The following is a 19,168-nucleotide window of genomic DNA, read 5'->3' on the forward strand; positions in this document are numbered from 1 at the left end:
GGGAGGATGTCAATGGTCTCCAGTACATTTGGCCTACGTCCCATTGAGTGTGCTCAAATTAAGACGGTCAAGGTTAAAGATGATCTTATTGGCATGAAGATTAAAAATGCAAAGCATACGGATGGTCGCTCTTTTGGTAAATATCGCACGATTCGGTTTCAGATAGTCGATGAAAAATCGGAGGAATTTGAAGCCCTTGGGGCGAGTTATAGATTGACCGCTTTGTTCAGTAATAAATCAAAAGTTGAGGCGGAACGATGGCTGAAGGGTGCGCGCAATTTTCTCAACCAGTTATATGCTAAAAATCGTGATTTGAAGAAACTCGCAAGGAAAAATCGGATTACCTTGTACAGCGGCAGGCATCAGTTCTCAGCCAATGCAAAACAAGCGGGTGTACCAGCGATTGAAATTGCAGCCATGATGGGGCATGGTTCGGATGAAACCCATGTGAAGAGTTATGGTAAAAGACGGGTTGGCAGCGGAAGGTTTACGATTCAAGCCGATCCGTTGGATGTGGAGCGAGTAGAGGAGAGGATGCAGGTTAAGCAAGATAATCAGTTTTCCCAACAATTAGGTCGCTGATGGGCTTGTTTTGTCTGTCATGCCAACCTGTAAGGAAGGAAGGGGGGGAACCCGTCGTGGCAATTCCCTAGGTCTAAGATTACACACCGAGTTTCACATAGGTTAGGAAGGTCAGTGTCACATCAGTGACCTAGTATGACAATTGAGCGAACTAGATTTGCATCTTTCTAAAATTTTGACTAAGATGGGTTTACGTAATTTTACATTGTGTAAAATGCGTACCTTGTTAACTAAGTATAGGAAATGATTATGTTTAGCAGAATGAGTGTGTTAATAGGTGCGATGCTGGTTTCGTTTAGTGTGTTGGCGAGTCCGGTGAATGTGAATAGTGCTGCTCCGGAAGAGATTGCGGCGGCTCTGAAAGGAATTGGGCCTTCTAAATCCATGGCGATTTCTGAGTATTGCAAGCAGAATAAGTGCTCTAAACCGGAAGACCTATTGAATGTGAAGGGCATTGGCGAGAAGACGTTGGAGAAGATCAAGGCGGATTTACGCTTTTAACGGTAAATCTTAACTTCTGGCTGTGAGGGCCGATGACGGACTTTATAAGAAAAGCAAGATGATGAACATTCAAAGATTACTGACCTCCGTTAGGAGATATCAAGGCCTGGTACTGATTCTAGGCCTTTTTTGTTTGTGGATGCTGGCCAGTGGAAGTGTCAAGGCGTTTGACCAAGAAGAAGGCATGGCTTCTAATGCCAATGAAATGGCGGGCGTTGTCCGTAAACCGGATTTGCTGTTGCTGAAATCTTATGATGAAAGCATGGAGGTGAACGGTTGGTTGATGAGTGAAAAACTGGATGGGGTCAGAGCTTACTGGGATGGAAAAAACTTGTGGAGCCGACAGGGTAATTTGTTTGCGGCACCGGAGTGGTTCACCGAGAATTTTCCACCGTTTGAGCTGGATGGCGAATTGTGGCTAGGGCGAGGACAGTTTGAGCAGACGGTTTCCATCGTGAATAAACATAGGCCGCATTCGGGTTGGCAAGCTATAACTTATCAGATTTTTGAGGTTCCTAATCAGGCAGGGGGATTGCTGGAGCGTTTGGCGATTTTACAGAGCTATCTACAGCACTTTCCCGCACCTTATGTGCGAATCATCGAACAGGTTCCGGTAAAGTCAGTCGAGCAGCTGCAGTTGCACCTGAAAGATCTGGTGGGTTTGGGGGCCGAAGGATTGGTGGTCAGAAATCCAAGCGCACCCTATCTGTCCGGTCGGTCTGATCAGGCACTTAAGGTCAAAATTAAACAAGATGCGGAATGTGTTGTGCGCGGCTATACCGAAGGTAAGGGAAAGTATATCGGGCAGGTGGGGGCGTTATTGTGTGAGATTGCACCGGGTCAATTTAAGCACTTAAGCAAGCCAGCTGACAGAGTGCTCAAGATCGGCAGCGGTTTGAGCGATCAGCAACGAGCCAATCCACCGGCAATTGGAACTTTGGTCACCTTTCAGTATATGGGATTGACCAGAAAAGGATTGCCGCGCTTTCCGGTGTTTTTAAGGGTGCGTTCAGATTTGAATTCTAATGAATTGTCCCACTGAGCCACAAGCAAAATGTCACACTGAGTCACCCCAAGGTGACTTCCACCGGCAGATGTCTTCAACTTTTAGCCCCGCATTCGATTCTTTAACAATGGCGATGATTTGGGTTTCGGTAAAAGAAATAGAAGGGTTGATTGGTTAGGTTTAATGTTTCCTTAAAATATGCATAGTAAATTAGATATAATCTAATTATCTTTGTTTATTTGTAGGTTTTTGAGTTATGGATGCGTTGTTATCCCCTTATGCAGGCCTGGTTGTCCAGTATTCGACGCTCTTGTCTGTGCTGTCCGATTACCAAGCGCCCAATTTTAAAATTCATCGGTGGCTGGATGAGGGGCAGTTAATTTCTCTTAAACGCGGACTTTATGCTGTGCCTGGGTCATCTGCGGGTGTGGCGCTTTCTTTGCCCTTGGTGGCGAATCATTTATATGGCCCTTCCTATGTGTCCATGGAGTTCATGTTGTCGCACTATGGGATGATTCCTGAGCGGGTGATGCAGGTGACCAGTGTGACCACGCGGCGTGGTAAGCATTTTGAGAATGGCTTGGGGCGATTTTCTTATCAGCGTGTCCCTCTGGTCTATTATGCCTTGGGTGTGGATTATGTAAAAGCGAATGAGCGCGTGGGTTATATGGTGGCGAGTCGTGAAAAGGCCTTGTGCGACTGGTTAGCGTTGACGCCGAATTTGAAAATTTATTCCACCAAGGGGTTGCGGGTGTTGTTGTTGGACGACATGCGTATGGATGAAGCTATTTTGAGTGACTTGGATGTGGATAAAGTGAAGCGTTTTTCGCAAGCCGGGTTTAAAACCCAACGCTTGCAGTGGCTTGGGCGTTTGTTGGCGGAGGGGGTGTGATGCTAGAGCAAATGTTAGGCCGATATACGACTCTAACCGAAACACAAAAGCAGCACGCCTTGCGTGAGGTGATGCAGGAGGTGGCGCTAGCCGGTTTGTATCGCGGTGGCTTTTTTGAAAAAGCCGCTTTTTATGGTGGAACCTGTTTGCGGATTTTTTACGATTTGCCGCGTTATTCCGAGGATTTGGATTTTTCGCTGCTGAAACCTCAGGCCGATTTTTCTTTGCAGCCGTATTTTGATGCGGTGGTGGCGGAGTTTGCCGCTTTGGGGCTTGATGTTTCGATTTCGCAAAAAAAGAAAACAGCTTCGACAGCGATTGAGTCTGCATTTTTAAAAAATGATACACAGATTGTGGTGCTGGATTTTTCCGGTGTGCAGGTGAAAATTAAATTTGAGGTGGATACACGTCCCCCTCTGGGCTTTAACACCGAAGAGCGTCTGCTGATTGAGCCTTTTTCTTTTTATGTGAAGTGCTTTAGCTTGCCGGATTTGTATGCGGGTAAGATGCATGCTTTGTTATTCCGCCAGTGGAAAAATCGGATCAAAGGGCGTGATTGGTTTGATTTTGAGTGGTATGTTCGCCGGAGTGCGGCCTTGAATTTGGCCCACTTTAATGAGCGGGCGATACAAAGTGGTGATTTAGTTGAGCCGGTTGATGAGCAGGGCTTTTTGCGGTTGCTGAAACAAAGGATTGGTGCAGTTGATTTTGAAAATGCCAAGTTAGATGCAGAGCGTTTTGTGAGCAATCCGCGTGTTCTGGATATTTGGTCACGTGATTATTTTATGGAGTTGGCACAGCGTGTAATCCCCCCGAAAAATAACCGGGATTAAAAGTAGAATTTTCTCGTAAAACAGGCAATTATAGCCAAAGCCGAAAAAGAAGTCGGAAAACTCGAGCCTTATGAGTTTGGTTAAGCACATTCTCCAAGCCCCCAATTTCAAAAAGGCTGTAAGAAAACTTCATCCGAATCAAAAAAAGGATTTAACTCAGATTATGCATGATGCCAAAGCATATTGATTCTTAACACCCAGTAAAAGACATATCGGATTTTTCAGGAACCGGCACTGGTGTATTCAAGGCACCAAAAATCTTTCCGCAAAAGATGTTTCGATTACGATAATAAACCGGAGTTTCGACAAGCATTAACTGTCTGACTCGTGGTGTATTCATCCAAAAAAGCGGCTCATCCAAAACAAGGCTTTCATTTTTCGTCCATTCAGGTGTCTCAACTTCGCAGATCTCAGCGATATGTTCAGCTAATCCTGCATAAAAAGCTGCAGACGCCTTCAGTTTTTCCGAATCAAGTACAGAAAAGTCTGGCGCGTCATTAATCAGCTCACTGGCTGGTCTGGAATATTTTACTGTTTGGAGTTTAAGGCCATCCAGGAATTCCTTGGTGGCCGTGGTAAGCCCTGCTTCATCGGTAATAATGCGCTCAAAAGAGGCTTTCAAGGTACGGATTTGCATGTTTTTTCCTTTTGTCTGAGTCGTCCAGTCTAACTTGTGACTATTTCCCGCCCGTCGCCTAACGGCTATGGGCGAGGCTTCTTGTTTCAACATCCGTAACACTCAAATAAATGATTGGATTACGTTGCATAACCGCCTTGGCTTAAAATCGATACGTTCTACAGACACATTTATTTCTCGGCTTTTATCAGTATGCTCGTCTTTTGAGTGAACATGGCCATGAATATTAAGGTTGCATTGTTCTCGCCTGTAGACTTCTTCCATGGCCTGTTTGGTATCTAAAGCCTTGCCACGCATGTATTCATCATCAGTGATAAGAGGGTAATGAGAAAACATAATTATTTTGCCACTAAACTCACGGATTAAAGCACTCGCCCATTCCGCTTTGCAGTGCAAATCACTCCCGTCCACACCGATAACAATATAAAGTTTTTCAGGATAATCTTGGGCAAACTGCTTGAGCTTATTGATCATGGGAATATCATGATTTCCCAAAAGCAAAATAATGCGTCCATTGAGCCGATTCAGTATATCCAGTCCCTTTTTACTTGAGAAGTCCCCTAAATGAATGACTAACTCACCTTCTTTAACAACGCTGTTCCAGTTTGAGACTAAAAACTCATCTGGGTCATCAAAACCAGCTTTTTGCATTTCTTCTAAACGAACAGGCTCATGCCTGTTGATATTTGCATGCTTGAAGTGTGTATCACTTACAATCCACGTTTCTTCGCTTACTTCACTCAACCAAGTCAATTTTTAATCTCCAAGATTTGTGGCTTATTCACGGGTTTATAATCTTCATTCAGAATCGTGCTCTTCAAAGCAACATATTCATTAGAATCATCTGGTAAGCCCTGATTTTAAAAGACACTTTTTTTAATTCATTTAGATTTGGCAAAGTGCTTAAAAAAAGTTCTTATCAGCTTTTTGTCATTGGATGGCTTTCAACTAGCCGGAAAACTTTAAAGTGCACATTATTTGTAGATGCTTCGACAGGCCCAGCAAAATGTTTGAGTCTTTACATTTCACTTAAGTAAAAGCTTTTTCAATATTAGAAATTGAAATTAGAAGGGTGTTTTCCTGTTCTGGCATTCGCTTAAATCCAAATTTTTCATAAAATTCGACTGCTTCGCTATCAAGGGCATGGACTAATACAGCTTTGACACCAACTTCATTAGCAACATTCAAACTCCTAAGTAACGCATCTTTAAGCAATCCTTTTCCTAATGAAAGACCTTTAAAGTTAGTGTCTATTGCCAGTCTCGCAAGAATAACAACAGGTATTGGATTAGGCATATTTCTCGCAATATTGGATGTTGCTTTACTCCGTTCTACTGCTCCCGAAGCAAGTGCATAATATCCTACTACTCTATCATTAGAGGTTATAACAAAGGTTCTTGAGCCACGGTTTGTTTGGTTTTTTAAGGCTTTAGCTTTTAGCCAATGATCAAGAGTTGTCTTCCCACAACTGAACTTCCTGGTATCGTGACGATCTGCTAACAATTCAGGCGGATTTATTACTCCCAAGGAGACTTCTCCGACAAAAGATTTTCTAGTTGAGCACTGTTTGGCAATGGCTTTTCAAGGATTTGTTCAAATTGGTCAAACGCCTTGTCATTGAGTAAAAACACTCTTTGGTTTAATAAAACTTCTTCCGCTTCTCGGCAGACCGTACTTAAAATAAAAGCGGTCCTATCCATTTTGAGAATTTCTGCGGCTTGGGAAATTAACGCCTTTTGCTCTGGAAGAACCCGCATATTAATTGGTAACTTTTGCATCATGATTTTAAGCCTCTAAATATTTTCCCTATATTGTATATCTAATAGATACACAGGGTAAAGTTTTAGCATTGAAATGCTTTGTTGATTAAAGCAGTTAATGGTGGCTATAAGACATAATTAGGTTTTGTTAATTTGTTGGCAGTGTGCGCAAGCCGGATTTGCTGTTGCTGAAACAGTCTAAATACTTTGTATGAGAGATTTCTGCTTTTTAATGAGCACTTTCTTCCTTTTAATGAGCACTTTCTTCCTTTTAATGAGCATTTTCTTCCTTTTAATGAGCATTTTCTTCCTTTTGTTTTATCGACAGTTGGTGTGCATCACAATCTTTGCCCTCTTTCCTGTATAAAAAGAAAAATAGCATTGAACAATCATATCTAAAGTTGTAATTTAGCAATCAAAGGCATTTGGTTTTGCGATGAATTTTATCTGACTGAAGTCATTGTAAAGGTCAGTCATAATCTTGAAGAGGGCAGTTCTTTTTTCCACTAAAGTCATGGAAAAATGGATGTTTTTGAACCTGATTTGAAAAGCGTTATTAAGCCCCTCTAAAGAGTGACTGGTTTTGGGGTTGTGTAACATAGGGAATAGGCCGACTTTTAGTGGTTAAATTTAGGCGCTCTAATTTTCAAAAAAATCACGCATAAATAGCCTAGTTCGATGTCTTCCAGAATGGCAAGGCAGTTCATCCACATCTTCAAAGACAGGGCCAGTCAACCGCTTTATGGTCAAGGTCATATTTTGCAAGTTCTGTAGGGGCTGCAACAATTAAGACATTGCGTAAAAGATTGTCCGTTCAGCATTGGTTTCAGTCAGGTTTGGACAAAAGAGTAGAAGTGTTGATTTTTGATTAATCGACTTGGTTCCGAAAGATGTACCAAGTCGAGTTTCTGAAAGTGGTTGCTAGGGTTAACTTTTCATAAACGCATCGATGCGATCCAGTGCGTTTACCAGATTTTCCATGCTGGTGGCAAACGAGATGCGTAGGTGTTTATCGGCTCCGAATCCGGAACCCGGTACAGCAGCGACTTGTTTCTCTTCCAATAACGCGGTGGCGAAGTCGGCGTCGGTCTCAAAGCCCTTAATATTCATGGCTTCGGAGATGTCCATAAAGGCATAGAATGCGCCGTCGGCATGAATGCAATTGAATCCTGGAATCTGGTTGACTCTTTCGACCACAAAGGTATGACGTTTCTTGAATTCCACCAACATGGTCTGAATGCAGTCTTGCGATCCGTTCAGTGCTTCCACCGAGGCCGCCTGAGAAATCGAACACGGATTGGAGGTGCTTTGCGATTGCACTTTGCGCATGCCGGTGATGATGTCCACCGGCCCGCCGGCATAGCCGATGCGCCAGCCGGTCATGGAATAGGCTTTGGAAACGCCGTTCATGACCACGGTACGATCGGTCAGTTCCGGACACACTTCCAGAATGTTGGTGAAAGGGGTGTTGCCCAGCAGGATGTGTTCGTACATGTCGTCGGACGCGATGATAATATTCGGATGCTGTTTGAGCACTTCCCCCAAGGCTTTCAATTCCTCAACGGTATAGACCGCGCCGGTTGGGTTGGATGGGCTGTTGATGACCACCATTTTGGTTTTTTCGGTAATGGCGTCGCTCAACTGTTGTGCGCTGATTTTAAAACCTTGCTCAATGCCTGCTTCGACAATCACCGGTTCTCCACCGGCCAGCAACGCCATGTCCGGGTAGGAGACCCAGTAAGGGGCAGGGATGACGACTTGGTCACCGTCGTTTAACACCGCTTGGCACAGGTTGAAGAAACTCTGCTTGCCACCGGATGAGACCAGAATCTGGTTGGCTTCGTAGTTCAAGTGGTTGTCGCGTTTGAACTTGGCTTGAATCGCTTCTTTCAATTCCGGTGTGCCATCCACCGCGGTATAGCGGGTTTGTCCGTTTTCAATCGCTCGTATTCCGGCCGCCTTGATGTGCTCCGGCGTATCAAAATCCGGCTCCCCGGCACCCAGACTGATGATGTCTTTGCCTGCACGTTTGAGTTCGGCGGCCTTGGCCGTGATCACTAAGGTTAAGGAAGGTTTTACTCGATTGACGCGATCAGATAGGGTTACCATGTAATGATTCTCTCGAAATAAGGTGGAGCTTGTATAATAGGGTGCTGAATTTTTGGCACTTAAAAGTATCGTGATGAGTCAGTTGGCCATCAATGGATACAATTTCATAAAGTTGTCATTTTACTGGATTTTGTGACGGTTTTTAAAGGATTTAACACGTTTTAATCGGTTTTAAAGGGATTTGTTGTGGCAAAAGCATTTGAATTGGTTTCGCAGTATCAACCGGCCGGGGATCAGCCGACCGCGATTGCCGAGTTGGTGGAGGGATTGGGTGATGGTGAGGCGTTTCAAACGCTGCTGGGGGTGACCGGATCGGGTAAGACCTTTACGGTGGCCAATGTCATCCAAACGGTGCAGCGTCCGACCATTATCTTGGCCCACAACAAAACGCTTGCCGCCCAGTTGTATGGTGAGATGAAAGGGTTTTTTCCGAACAACGCGGTGGAATATTTTGTCTCTTATTACGACTATTATCAGCCCGAAGCCTATGTGCCCGCTTCCGATACCTATATCGCCAAAGATTCTTCGGTCAACGAGCAGATCGAACAACTGCGTTTGTCGGCCACCAAAGCCTTGCTGGAGCGTGAGGATGTGATACTGATCGCCACCGTCTCCGCGATTTACGGTTTGGGGGATCCGGAGATGTACCTGAAAATGATTTTGCAGGTACGTCTGGGGGACAACATTGCCCAACGCGACATTCTGACGCGTTTGACTTCCATGCAATACAACCGCAACGACATCGAGTTGTGGCGCGGGACTTTCCGGGTGCGCGGTGATGTGATCGACGTGTTTCCCGCCGAGGCCGAGGAGTATGCGGTGCGCATCGAACTGTTTGACGATGAGGTAGAAAGCATCGCCTGGTTCGATCCTTTGACCGGTGAGGTGGTGGCGCGGCCGACACGGGTCACGGTTTACCCCAAATCGCATTACGTGACGCCGCGTGAACGCGTCATGGAAGCGGTGGAGCAGATTAAGGTCGAGCTAAAGGACCGCTTGGAACAGTTGCGTTCCATGCACAAGCTGGTCGAGGCGCAGCGTCTGGAAGAACGCACCAAGCTGGACATCGAGATGATGTTGGAGCTGGGTTACTGCACCGGAATCGAAAACTACTCGCGTTATCTGTCCGGTCGCGAGGCGGGATTGCCGCCGCCGACCTTGATGGATTACTTTCCTAAAAATTCCTTGCTGGTCATCGACGAAAGTCACGTCACCATTCCGCAAATCGGCGGTATGTACAAAGGCGACCGTTCGCGTAAAGAAAATCTGGTGGGCTACGGGTTCCGTCTGCCTTCGGCACTGGACAACCGGCCGTTGATGTTCGACGAGTTTGAACGTTTGATGCCGCAGGCGATTTTTGTGTCCGCCACGCCGGGCAAATACGAAGCCGAGCATTGTTCGCAGATGGTCGAACAGGTGGTGCGCCCGACAGGCCTGTTGGATCCCGAGATCGAAGTACGTCCGGCCTTGACGCAGGTGGACGATTTGTTGGGTGAAATCCGTCCGCGGGTCGAACTGAACCAGCGCATTCTGGTGACCACCTTGACCAAACGCATGGCGGAGAACCTGACCGAATACCTGGAAGACCACAATGTACGAGTACGCTATCTGCATTCCGACATCGACACGGTCGAGCGTATCGAGATCATCCGTGATTTGCGCCTGGGCGAGTTCGACGTGCTGGTGGGCATAAACCTGCTTCGAGAAGGGCTGGACATACCAGAGGTGGCATTGGTGGCGATTCTGGATGCCGACAAGGAAGGCTTTTTGCGTTCAGACCGTTCTTTGATTCAGACTATCGGTCGTGCCGCGCGTAATGTTGACGGTAAGGCCATTCTGTATGCCGACAAGATTACCAAATCGATGAAAAAAGCGATTGACGAGACCGAACGCCGTCGCGCCAAACAGATCGAGCATAACGAAAAACTCGGTATCACGCCGCAGGCTTTGAACAAGAAAGTCAGCGACATTCTTGAGGATTCGCCTTACGCCAGCAAATCCAGCCGGCCCGCCTCAGGCAAAAAAGCGGCTGAGGCGGATGGCTATTACAATCCGGAACTCAAACATCTGACACCGGCCGAGCTGGCAAGTCGCATCAAGAAACTGGAAAAAGAGATGTACAAAGCCGCCAAATCGCTGGATTTTGAAGAAGCCGCCTCGTTACGCGACCAGATCAAAACCCTGAAAAGCAGTATGGTCGGGGTGGGGGATTTGCGCTGAAAGGTTTTGCAGGAATGAGCAGGCCTGGTTAGGGGGGAGGCTCGGAGCCGTAAAAAACTGTCTCTCTGAACCGTAAATATTTCATCCCGACCGAAGTGGAGGGATCTCGAGCCGCCGTGCAAAACCTTAAGAGATGCTTCGACTACGCGCCGCGAAGCAAGTACTCTTGGGGTGCTCAGCATAACAGTAAACAGTTGCTTAGCATGACAGGGGGCAAGTCACTATTCTTCCGGGTCTTCCTTGACCTTGAACCCACCTTGGCTTGCGAGGTTGTTGATTTCCTGTTCGATTTTTTCCGGCAGCGGACGTTTGCTTTCCAGTTTGATTTTCAGGCGCAGGTTGTTCATCGAATCGGCATTGCGTAACGCCTCCTCGTAACTGATTTGGCCGTCTTCATAAAGATCAAACAAAGCCTTGTCGAAGGTCTGCATCTCCTGGTCCTCGGAGTCGGTCATCAGTTTTTTGATGCCGCTGATGTCGGCTTTGAAGATCAAATCCTGCATTCTGGGGGTGTTGATCATGATCTCCACTGCCGCGACCCGGCCGCCGTTTAAACTGGGGATCAGGCGTTGAGAGACGATGGCGCGCAGGTTCAAAGACAAGTCCATCAATACATGGTTGCGCTGAATCGGCGGGAAGAAGTTGATGATGCGATCTAAAGCCTGGTTGGTGTTGTTGGCGTGCAGGGTCGACATACACAGGTGACCGGTTTCGGCAAAGGCCACGGCGTGGTTCATGGTGTCGTCGGAGCGGATCTCACCGATGAGGATGACGTCGGGTGCCTGACGCAGGGTGTTTTTCAAGGCAGCATCGTAACTGTCGGTATCCACGCCCACTTCACGCTGGGTGACAATGCATTTTTTGTGGGAGTGCACGAATTCGATCGGGTCTTCAATGGTGATGATGTGGCCGTCAGCCGCTTGGTTGCGCAAATCGATCAGGCTCGCGAGCGTGGTGGATTTACCGGAGCCGGTTCCCCCGACAATCAGAATCAACCCACGTTTGGTCATCACCAGTTCTTTCAGGATTGGAGGCAGGTTCAAATCTTCGAATTTGGGGATTTCGGTATGCACCGAGCGAATCACCATGCCCGGCGTGCCGCGCTGTACGAATACGTTGACACGGTAGCGTGCAGTTCCGTGAATATGGTAAGCGAAGTTGCATTCGTTGGTGTTTTGGAACTGAGCCAGCTGTTCGGAGTTCATAATGGCAAAAGCCAATTCACTGACCATGGCCGGTGTCATCTTCTCCTGCGTCAGCGGCTCGAGTTCACCGTCTTTTTTCATCACGGCCGGAGAGCCGGCGGTAATGAACAGATCCGACCCTCCCTGTTTCGAGAAGTAGGTCAGTAGCTTGTGAAGGTCTTCTTTGATTGCGCTGGACATGGGAGACTCCTGTTAATCCATTAAGCCATGAAACTTTCTTTGTGAACCGCCTTGGTGCGTGCGGTCTCCAACGAGATGGTGTGTTCGCCAACCAGACGTTTCAAATCCTGATCCAGGGTCTGCATGCCGAGTTTATTGGAGGTTTGAATGGTGGAGTACATTTGCGCCACCTTGTCTTCGCGAATCAGGTTGCGGATCGCCGCCGAGCCGAGCATGATTTCATGCGCGGCTACTCGCCCGCCCTCGGTTTTCTTGAGCAGTGTCTGTGAGATGACGGCTTTCAGGGATTCGGACAGCATGGCACGTACCATGGATTTTTCATTGGCCGGAAATACGTCGATGATACGGTCGATGGTTTTAGCGGCTGAACTGGTGTGCAGGGTGCCGAATACCAAGTGTCCGGTTTCGGCAGCGGTCAACGCAAGGCGAATGGTTTCCAGGTCTCGCATTTCCCCCACCAAAATAATGTCCGGATCTTCCCTCAAAGCGGCGCGCAGAGCATTGGTGAAACTGTGGGTGTCGCGGTGCACTTCACGCTGATTCACCAGGCAACGTTTGGACTGATGCACGAATTCGATCGGGTCTTCGATGGTCAGAATGTGGGCGTTTTTGCGTTCGTTGAGGTAGTCGACCATCGCCGCCAGGGTGGTGGATTTACCCGAACCGGTCGGTCCGGTCACCAAGACGATGCCGCGCGGCGTTTCGGAAATTTGTTTGAAAATTTCCGGTGCATTCAAGTCTTCAAGTGTCAAAATCTCACTGGGAATGGTTCGGAAGACCGCGCCCATGCCTCGGTTCTGGATGAATACATTAGTACGGAAACGTGCAATATTGGTCAATTCGAACGAGAAATCCAATTCATGGTGTTCTTCAAAGGTTTTACGTTGCTCGTCATCCATGATGTCATAGATCATTTTGTGGATGGCTTCCGCCTCAAGTGCCGGGGTATCCAGGCGTTTGATGTCGCCGTCCAAGCGAATCATCGGCGGCAGGCCTGCTGAAAGATGTAAGTCAGACGCGCCTTGGGTGGCACTGAATTCGAGAAGCTCGGTAATATCCATTTTGGTGTCCTTGCAACGGTGACAAAGTTAAGCTCGGTAAAAATCATTATAGTGAAGATTGTTCACAAATAGAATGCTAATAAGCCCTTAATGATGAAGGGGTTAATAAAAAGGCTCGAATTGGCTCATTAGGATAGTGCTTTGGGAACCTTAAAAATATAGTAGAATTACGGTCATGAAACATCGTAGCCTTTGATTTAAAGGCATTGCCACATTATCGAGTTTAGGAAAGTTTATGAGTCAACCATCACCCTCCGCCCATTCAGCATCAACAGGCGCTGCACCAATGCAATCTGGACAATCGTTTGAGAATGACGAAATTGACCTGTTTGAACTGTGGAACGGTTTGGTTCAGGAGAAGTGGACGATTGTTTTGAGTTTTGTGGCCGCGGTAATTTTGGCAGGCCTGTATGCCTTTACGGCCACGCCGGTGTATAAATCAACGGCTTACTTTTTGCCTCCGACCGTAGAGGACGTTCAGGAAATGAACGCTTTGAACCTGTTGACAGACAAATCATTTTATCAACCGCCGGAAGTGTATGAGAATTTTATTGAACACCTGAAGTCCCGTGATGTCAGCCAGGCGATTTTCAATCGCTTCAATTTGGTGGAGTTGTATGTTCAGGAGTTGGAACAGGTTGATGAATCTCAGAAGGTTGCGGTGTTGAACCGCGCATTCGATCAGTTTTCGAAAAGCATCGGTGTCAACCTGCCTAAGAAAAACGCCAGCGGCAATCAGGTTTCGGTTGACCTGTCGCTTGAACGCAGCCCGCAGGAGACCGCCGATATTCTCAATGCCTTGATCGCGTTGGCTCAAGAAAAGACTGCCCATCAGTTTTTTAAAGACATTCAATCTGAAATGAGTATTCGTCAGCAACGCCTCCATGATCAGGTCGCCAGCTTGCGCAAGATTGAAAAAGAGCGTCGATTGGATCGCGTGGTACAGCTTCAAGAAGCCGCCAATATCGCACGTTCATTGGATTTGAAGGAGCCGATGATGTCTGCGCCTCAGGTTAATATCGTTAATATGGAAGGGGGCAAGAGCCAAGGGATGCCTCTGTATTACCTAGGTTACCAACTGCTTGAGGCCGAGCTCAGTGCCTTGAAATCCAGAGAGAACGATGACCCTTTCATTGGAGAGTTACGCGGCCTGCAACAAAAGCTTTCCGAGTTGCAGGAGCTTAAGCTGGATATTAAGAAATTCGGAGTGGTCACGGTTGACCAGTTCGCTTTGCCGGCGGCGAAACCGATCAAACCCAAAAAAGCCCTGATTCTGGCAGTCGGCGGTGTACTTGGTTTGATGTTGGGTGTGTTTGTGGCTTTGATTCGTCGCGCAGTCAAGAACCGCAAGATGGAGCAGAAAGCATTGCCAACCGTTTGATTTCTTGGTTTGTAGGCATGAAAAAAACCGGCTCTAAGGCCGGTTTTTTGTTGGAGGATACATGGTTTGTTGTTCTCGACTGTTAAAGGCTCTTCGGATAACGCAGTGCAGAACCTTGTAAGATGCTTCGACAAGCTCAGCATGACAGCGTGTGGGTTCAAGACAGGTGAGGGTTCAGCATAAAAGCGAAGTTTGGATGACAATCGCTTTCAATCAAAACCGATTTTATGAACTTTGGGTTCGATGCCTTTGGCTTTGTAAGCTTTCCAGCGTTCGCGTCCCATCTGCACCAGGTAATCGGTTTGATCGAGAATCTCGATGGTGCGTTGATAGCTTTCAAACGTTTGCGGAAAGAGCGGGTGCAGGTTGATCAATACATCCTTACATGGCCGCTCGATTTGTTCGCCATAAAGCTGAATCGGTGCGGGCAGTTCGCCTTGCACGCTGTGTACGATGAAGCTGTGAGGTTGAAAATCCCACAGGGTCAAATCATAGCGCAGGGCTTCCTGCTCGTTTTCAAAACGCACGTCCGCCTGACGTTTTTCCGATTGGATTTTATTCAGCAGCTTGCTTAAAAAGCGTTCACGCTTTTCCGGCGCGGTGCTGTTCAGAACATAAAACAGCACGTCTTTTGGCGGTGCTTCAGCATCTTGTTGCACATCAGTGTCCAAAGTCATCGAAATCCATTAGCCCGCTTGAGTCAGCAGGTATTGAACCACGGCAGGAACCGGACGTCCGGTGGCTCCTTTATTATCACCGCTGACCCAGGCGGTTCCGGCAATATCCAGGTGCGCCCAAGTGACGTCTTTGGTGAAACGCGCCAGGAACTGACCGGCGGTGATGGTACCGCCGGCGCGTCCGCCGATATTGGCCATGTCCGCGAAATTGGATTTGAGTTGTTCGTCCCACTCTTCACCCAGCGGCATTTGCCAGAAGCGGTCATAGGTTTCCAGGCCGGCCTGCAGAAGATCGTCCGCAATGGTCTGGTCGTTGGCCATGAGTCCGGAAACATGGTTGCCTAAGGCAATGATGCAGGCACCGGTCAAGGTGGCCATATCGATGATTTTGGCCGGTTGGTAAGTTTGCTGAACATAAGTCAGGGCGTCACACAGAATCAAACGACCTTCAGCATCAGTATTGAGAATTTCGATGGTCTGACCGGACAGCGAGGTGACCACATCGCCGGGTTTGATGGCGTTGCCTGAAGGCATGTTTTCGGTTGCCGGAATGACCGCGACCACGTTCATTTTGGGTTTCAGTTCCCCCAAGGCTTTGAATACGCCCAAAACGGTTGCGGCACCGCCCATATCGTATTTCATTTCGTCCATGCCGGCACCCGGTTTAAGGGAGATTCCGCCAGTATCGAAAGTCACGCCTTTGCCCACCAAGGCAATTGGAGCTTCATCGCCTGCACCTTTATAGGATAGACAGATCATTTTAGGCGGGGTGATGCTGCCTTGGGCAACGGCCATGAAGGAGCCCATGCCCATCTCCAGCATCTGCTCGCGTTCAAGAATATTGGCCTCAAATCCGTAGGTTTTGCCCAGTTCAATGGCCGTATCAGCCAGGTGAGCAGGGGTGCAGAAGTTGCTTGGCATGTTTGCCAGATCCTGGGTCAAAGCCATGCCCAAGGCGGTGGCCTGTCCCTGTTCAACAGCGGACCGGTTTTCTGGGGTCTCTTCAGCGGCAAAAATCATGGCGTTCAACTTTGGGTCTTTAGGATGGTGTTCGCCGCGGCTTTCATGAGCGTAGTCGTAAAAACTCTGCTGGAAAACCTGGGCGTTCTGACGAACTGACCAGGCCTGCGGTTTGTCAGCCGGTTGAACCAGAACCAAGGCGTTGTACACGGTTTGCGCACCGCTGTTTTCAATAGCACTGGCCGCCGCCTTGATGGCACTCAAGTAGGATTTGAAAGTCAGTTCTTCAGCTTTGCCCAGACCCACCAGGAAAACGCGTTTGGAGGTCTTGTCAAACGGCTGCATTACCATCAGGGTTTTGCCGGCTTTACCCGTAAAGTCGGCGTTTTCGTTAAGTTCTGAAACCAAGGTGCTCAAGGTCTTGTCTGGATCGATTCCCTGACAGGTCTCGGCCAGTTTGCCGTCTGCAAAGACTGGAAGAACCAAGGTGTCGTAGGAGTTGGTAGAAGCGGCTGGATTGAAGCTAAAAGAAATTCGTTTCATCGTGATAAAAAGCCTTTTTTAAGAGTTATTCATGACTTTGTTTCGTATAATGAGAGCGTTCGTCAAACAACCTTATGGATAAAACAGGCACAATCTTGTTGTGTGAAGCGGTTATTTGAACGATAAGTTCATTCATACGGACGACCAGGCCTGCTGATTTTGAAAGCTTTGCAGTTATGCGCTTTTAAAAAGCCCGGTGTTCACGCAGTCTTTGCGTTTAATTTTAATAATTCTACCATTTTAATGTTTCAGGGGATGGTTTTGCGAATTCTCGATCGATATTTGTTAAAAGAGTTGTTTGCGACCTTTTTTGCGGTGCTGGCGGTGCTGTTGCTGATTACCTTCGGAACGGAAACCACCAAACTTCTGGCGCTGGCGGTGGAAGGCAAGTTACCGTCCTCGGTGGTGTTTCAGGTATTGTTGCTGAAGATTCCACCGGCGCTGGAAATCATTCTGCCTTTGGTGGCGCTGCTGAGTGTGATGCTGGCGGTGGGGCGGCTCTACCAGGATCATGAGATGGTGGTGATGAGCAGTTGCGGCATCTCGCCGCGTTATTTCCAAAAGATTATTTTCTGGTTTTTGTTGCCGTTTGCACTTCTGACCGCGTCCATTACTTTGTATGTCACCCCATTGAGTTATGAGAAAGAGACCCAATTGATCATGGAGGCGCAGACCAGTGCGCCCTTTGCCGGACTGGTCTCCGGAAAGTTCAATGAATTGCCCAACAAGAAGGGCGTATTGTACGCCCGCAAAATAGAGGCGGATGGGCAGATGCTTGATGTGTGGATTCAGTACCGGGGGCAAGAGCGTGATCTGGTGTTGACGGCACCGCAGGGGCGTTTTGAGTGGATCAACGAGCGCTTGGCGTTGGTGTTGTTGAACGGTAAAAGTTATGAAGGTCTGCACGCCAACAAAGAGAGTCTGACGGTGCAGCATTTTGAACGTTTTGAGGGCTATCTCCCCGAACTGGAAGCGGCTACCCGTCAGAAGTCCAAAGGTATTTGGGCTCCGACTTCGGTTTTGCTCCAATCGGATAAGTTGGAGGATCAGGCCTTGTTGCAATGGCGGCTGGTGTTGCCTGTGAGTGTGCTGGTGTTGGGCTTGTTGGGATTGAAGCTAAGTAAAACCGGGCCTCGCCAAGGGCGTTTCGCCAAACTGTTCATCGCGATTGTACTTTATGTGATTTACAACCAGCTGTTGGTGACCGCCAGAGATGGGGTGTCTAGCGGAGGGATTCCGCTTTATGTCGGCTTATGGCCGATTCCGTTGCTGTTTTTATGGTATGCCTTGTTTGCCTCTTCTGGCAGTCTAAGTTTGGGGCGCTTCAAGAGATCGAAGACCGCAAAACTAGGGGGCGAGGCATGAACCGGATTGAACGTTATTTGGGGCAGGTGGTGTTTACCCACACTCTGCTGGTGCTGTTGGTCTTACTGGTAATTCTGGGCTTTTCGGAATTCATGATTCAGGTCGGCAAACTCACCGAAGAATACACCTTGGCCAAAGGCGCTTTATACACACTGTTGAAATTACCGGTGTATGCCTATGAAATTTTTCCGGTGGCTTTGCTGATTGGTACCTTGATGGGCCTAGGCGCGCTGGCGAATCAATCCGAATTGACGGTATTGCGTGTCACCGGCTGGTCGATAGGGCGCATTCTCTGGGCGGTGCTGAAAACCGCCATGCTGATGTGGCTGGTGATGGCCTTGTTGGGCGAGTTTGTGGCCCCTGCAAGCGAAGCCTATTCCAAAAAGGTTCGCGGAGAGGCTTTGCAAAAAGGGTTCTCGATCGGCAGTGGCAGCGGGTTTTGGCTTAAAGACCCCGAGCGTTACATTCATGTCGGCCAGGTGATCTCTCCAGTTGAATTGCGCAATGTATCGATTTACCGCCAGCAGGATGGCGAGATACAGCAGTTTTTGCAGGCAAGAAAGGCATTGTATGAACAGGGACAGTGGGTGTTGTCGGGCATCCGCCAACAATCCATCGCCTTTATCGGCGCGGAGTATGAAAGTTCTGAAAATCGCCCAGAAGGCAATGAACAATCGCTTAAACCGCAAGAGACCAAGTTGCCCTTGCTGGACTGGCAACTGACCAAAATTCAACGTCAGAATGCCGATTTTCCGCTGGAGCCGCAGGTGTTGGAGAGTTTGAGCATTGAAACCCGTTACATGAGTTTGACCGACTTGTATGGTTACATCGGATTTTTGAAGCAAAATGAGCTGGATGCCGAGGAGTACCAACTTGCTTTCTGGCGCAAGCTGGCCATGCCGTTGGTGGTAATGGGCATGATCGCCATAGTGTTTCCGCTGATTTTCGGTTCCCAGCGACAGGTCAGCATGGGGCAACGTGTGTTTGTGGGCATCTTGATCGGCATGGGCTTTCATTTGCTGAACCAGATGTTCGGCAACCTGAGTGTGGTCTATCAATTGCCCGCCGCCTTGGGTGCGTTTTTGCCGGCGGTATTGATGCTGCTGATAGCGACGCTTTGGCTCAAGCGGGTTCGCTGATCCTGACAATAACGTTAGGACGCGAGTTAGGGAAAAGTCAGTTTGAGACGAAAAATTGAGTCCAACTAGGACATGATTTGCGCAAAACGAACAGGCCTGTCCATTTTGCCGCTGGAA

General features: G+C 48.1%; 18 protein-coding genes. 9 read left to right on the plus strand and 9 right to left on the minus strand.

What is annotated here, in order from left to right:
- Window positions 1-6: 6 nt before the first annotated feature.
- The 5 genes from B076_RS0103120 (at window position 7) to B076_RS0103140 (ending at window position 3,814) form a co-directional block, all read left to right on the plus strand.
- The gene (locus B076_RS0103120) at window positions 7-582 is read left to right on the plus strand and encodes a site-specific integrase (RefSeq protein ID WP_028486019.1); all 576 of its coding nucleotides are present in this window, start codon (window positions 7-9) and stop codon (window positions 580-582) included.
- A 249-nt stretch (window positions 583-831) separates the two neighbouring features.
- On the plus strand, window positions 832-1,083 hold the full coding sequence (locus B076_RS0103125) for a ComEA family DNA-binding protein (protein ID WP_028486020.1): 252 nt from the start codon (window positions 832-834) through the stop codon (window positions 1,081-1,083).
- Between the two features lie 58 nt (window positions 1,084-1,141).
- Window positions 1,142-2,125, plus strand: coding sequence for a DNA ligase (locus B076_RS0103130; RefSeq protein WP_245566305.1), 984 nt, complete (start codon window positions 1,142-1,144; stop codon window positions 2,123-2,125).
- Between the two features lie 220 nt (window positions 2,126-2,345).
- Window positions 2,346-2,981 carry a type IV toxin-antitoxin system AbiEi family antitoxin domain-containing protein gene (locus B076_RS13330; RefSeq protein WP_051347144.1) on the plus strand — a complete coding sequence of 212 codons (636 nt, stop codon included), beginning with the start codon at window positions 2,346-2,348 and terminating at the stop codon, window positions 2,979-2,981.
- Window positions 2,981-3,814 carry a nucleotidyl transferase AbiEii/AbiGii toxin family protein gene (locus B076_RS0103140; RefSeq protein ID WP_028486022.1) on the plus strand — a complete coding sequence of 278 codons (834 nt, stop codon included), beginning with the start codon at window positions 2,981-2,983 and terminating at the stop codon, window positions 3,812-3,814. Before B076_RS13330 ends, B076_RS0103140 begins: the two co-directional genes overlap by 1 nt.
- A 190-nt stretch (window positions 3,815-4,004) precedes the next feature.
- Here the strand turns inward: B076_RS0103140 and B076_RS0103150 are convergent, their stop codons facing one another.
- The 5 genes from B076_RS0103150 to B076_RS0103180 all read right to left on the minus strand — a co-directional run bounded on the left by B076_RS0103150 (window position 4,005) and on the right by B076_RS0103180 (window position 8,320).
- Window positions 4,005-4,451, minus strand: a complete 447-nt coding sequence (locus B076_RS0103150; RefSeq protein ID WP_157753501.1) for a hypothetical protein — start codon at window positions 4,449-4,451, stop codon at window positions 4,005-4,007.
- A 102-nt stretch (window positions 4,452-4,553) separates the two neighbouring features.
- Complete coding sequence (locus B076_RS12940) at window positions 4,554-5,204, minus strand: metallophosphoesterase family protein (RefSeq protein WP_084205698.1); 651 nt, start codon at window positions 5,202-5,204, stop codon at window positions 4,554-4,556.
- 276 nt (window positions 5,205-5,480) lie between these two features.
- Window positions 5,481-5,978 (minus strand): GNAT family N-acetyltransferase, encoded by a 498-nt coding sequence (locus tag B076_RS0103160; RefSeq protein WP_028486024.1) that lies wholly within the window; start codon window positions 5,976-5,978, stop codon window positions 5,481-5,483.
- Window positions 5,969-6,232: a type II toxin-antitoxin system TacA family antitoxin gene (locus tag B076_RS0103165; RefSeq protein ID WP_028486025.1), complete on the minus strand. Its 264-nt coding sequence runs from the start codon at window positions 6,230-6,232 to the stop codon at window positions 5,969-5,971. Before B076_RS0103165 ends, B076_RS0103160 begins: the two co-directional genes overlap by 10 nt.
- A gap of 906 nt (window positions 6,233-7,138) precedes the next feature.
- On the minus strand, window positions 7,139-8,320 hold the full coding sequence (locus tag B076_RS0103180; protein ID WP_028486027.1) for a pyridoxal phosphate-dependent aminotransferase: 1,182 nt from the start codon (window positions 8,318-8,320) through the stop codon (window positions 7,139-7,141).
- A gap of 186 nt (window positions 8,321-8,506) precedes the next feature.
- Here B076_RS0103180 and uvrB point away from each other — a divergent pair, with 186 nt between their 5' ends.
- Entirely contained in the window at window positions 8,507-10,540 is a 2,034-nt protein-coding gene (gene uvrB / locus B076_RS0103185) for an excinuclease ABC subunit UvrB (RefSeq protein WP_028486028.1), read from the plus strand.
- Between the two features lie 221 nt (window positions 10,541-10,761).
- Here the strand turns inward: uvrB and B076_RS0103190 are convergent, their stop codons facing one another.
- Complete coding sequence (locus B076_RS0103190) at window positions 10,762-11,925, minus strand: PilT/PilU family type 4a pilus ATPase (RefSeq protein ID WP_028486029.1); 1,164 nt, start codon at window positions 11,923-11,925, stop codon at window positions 10,762-10,764.
- 20 nt (window positions 11,926-11,945) lie between these two features.
- Window positions 11,946-12,986: a type IV pilus twitching motility protein PilT gene (locus B076_RS0103195; protein ID WP_028486030.1), complete on the minus strand. Its 1,041-nt coding sequence runs from the start codon at window positions 12,984-12,986 to the stop codon at window positions 11,946-11,948.
- 286 nt (window positions 12,987-13,272) lie between these two features.
- Between B076_RS0103195 and B076_RS0103200 the strand changes: the two genes are divergently transcribed.
- Window positions 13,273-14,367 (plus strand): LPS O-antigen chain length determinant protein WzzB, encoded by a 1,095-nt coding sequence (locus B076_RS0103200; RefSeq protein ID WP_028486031.1) that lies wholly within the window; start codon window positions 13,273-13,275, stop codon window positions 14,365-14,367.
- Between the two features lie 209 nt (window positions 14,368-14,576).
- On the opposite strand, the gene B076_RS0103205 is transcribed toward B076_RS0103200, so the two are convergent.
- Both B076_RS0103205 and B076_RS0103210 read right to left on the minus strand, forming a co-directional pair.
- On the minus strand, window positions 14,577-15,044 hold the full coding sequence (locus B076_RS0103205; protein ID WP_028486032.1) for a DNA polymerase III subunit chi: 468 nt from the start codon (window positions 15,042-15,044) through the stop codon (window positions 14,577-14,579).
- Window positions 15,045-15,053: 9 nt separating this feature from the next.
- The gene (locus B076_RS0103210) at window positions 15,054-16,547 is read right to left on the minus strand and encodes a leucyl aminopeptidase (protein WP_028486033.1); all 1,494 of its coding nucleotides are present in this window, start codon (window positions 16,545-16,547) and stop codon (window positions 15,054-15,056) included.
- Window positions 16,548-16,802: 255 nt separating this feature from the next.
- On the opposite strand from B076_RS0103210, the gene lptF reads away from it, so the two are divergent.
- Together lptF and lptG are read left to right on the plus strand one after the other, a co-directional pair.
- Window positions 16,803-17,912 carry an LPS export ABC transporter permease LptF gene (gene lptF / locus B076_RS12000; protein ID WP_051347345.1) on the plus strand — a complete coding sequence of 370 codons (1,110 nt, stop codon included), beginning with the start codon at window positions 16,803-16,805 and terminating at the stop codon, window positions 17,910-17,912.
- Window positions 17,909-19,051 (plus strand): LPS export ABC transporter permease LptG, encoded by a 1,143-nt coding sequence (gene lptG, locus B076_RS0103220; RefSeq protein ID WP_028486034.1) that lies wholly within the window; start codon window positions 17,909-17,911, stop codon window positions 19,049-19,051. The genes lptF and lptG overlap by 4 nt, the downstream gene beginning before the upstream one ends.
- Window positions 19,052-19,168 lie beyond the last annotated feature (117 nt).

The sequence above is a fragment of the Thiomicrorhabdus chilensis DSM 12352 genome, assembly GCF_000483485.1.
Taxonomy (GTDB): domain Bacteria; phylum Pseudomonadota; class Gammaproteobacteria; order Thiomicrospirales; family Thiomicrospiraceae; genus Thiomicrorhabdus; species Thiomicrorhabdus chilensis.

Coding starts and splice junctions, on each gene's coding strand:
- B076_RS0103120 (WP_028486019.1), top strand. CDS start 7: ATGTCAATGGTCTCCAGTACATTTGGCCTACGTCCCATTGAGTGTGCT.
- B076_RS0103125 (WP_028486020.1), top strand. CDS start 832: ATGTTTAGCAGAATGAGTGTGTTAATAGGTGCGATGCTGGTTTCGTTT.
- B076_RS0103130 (WP_245566305.1), top strand. CDS start 1,142: ATGATGAACATTCAAAGATTACTGACCTCCGTTAGGAGATATCAAGGC.
- B076_RS13330 (WP_051347144.1), top strand. CDS start 2,346: ATGGATGCGTTGTTATCCCCTTATGCAGGCCTGGTTGTCCAGTATTCG.
- B076_RS0103140 (WP_028486022.1), top strand. CDS start 2,981: ATGCTAGAGCAAATGTTAGGCCGATATACGACTCTAACCGAAACACAA.
- B076_RS0103150 (WP_157753501.1), bottom strand. CDS start 4,451: ATGCAAATCCGTACCTTGAAAGCCTCTTTTGAGCGCATTATTACCGAT.
- B076_RS0103165 (WP_028486025.1), bottom strand. CDS start 6,232: ATGATGCAAAAGTTACCAATTAATATGCGGGTTCTTCCAGAGCAAAAG.
- B076_RS0103180 (WP_028486027.1), bottom strand. CDS start 8,320: ATGGTAACCCTATCTGATCGCGTCAATCGAGTAAAACCTTCCTTAACC.
- B076_RS0103190 (WP_028486029.1), bottom strand. CDS start 11,925: ATGTCCAGCGCAATCAAAGAAGACCTTCACAAGCTACTGACCTACTTC.
- B076_RS0103195 (WP_028486030.1), bottom strand. CDS start 12,986: ATGGATATTACCGAGCTTCTCGAATTCAGTGCCACCCAAGGCGCGTCT.
- B076_RS0103200 (WP_028486031.1), top strand. CDS start 13,273: ATGCAATCTGGACAATCGTTTGAGAATGACGAAATTGACCTGTTTGAA.
- B076_RS0103205 (WP_028486032.1), bottom strand. CDS start 15,044: ATGACTTTGGACACTGATGTGCAACAAGATGCTGAAGCACCGCCAAAA.
- B076_RS0103210 (WP_028486033.1), bottom strand. CDS start 16,547: ATGAAACGAATTTCTTTTAGCTTCAATCCAGCCGCTTCTACCAACTCC.
- lptF (WP_051347345.1), top strand. CDS start 16,803: ATGGTTTTGCGAATTCTCGATCGATATTTGTTAAAAGAGTTGTTTGCG.
- lptG (WP_028486034.1), top strand. CDS start 17,909: ATGAACCGGATTGAACGTTATTTGGGGCAGGTGGTGTTTACCCACACT.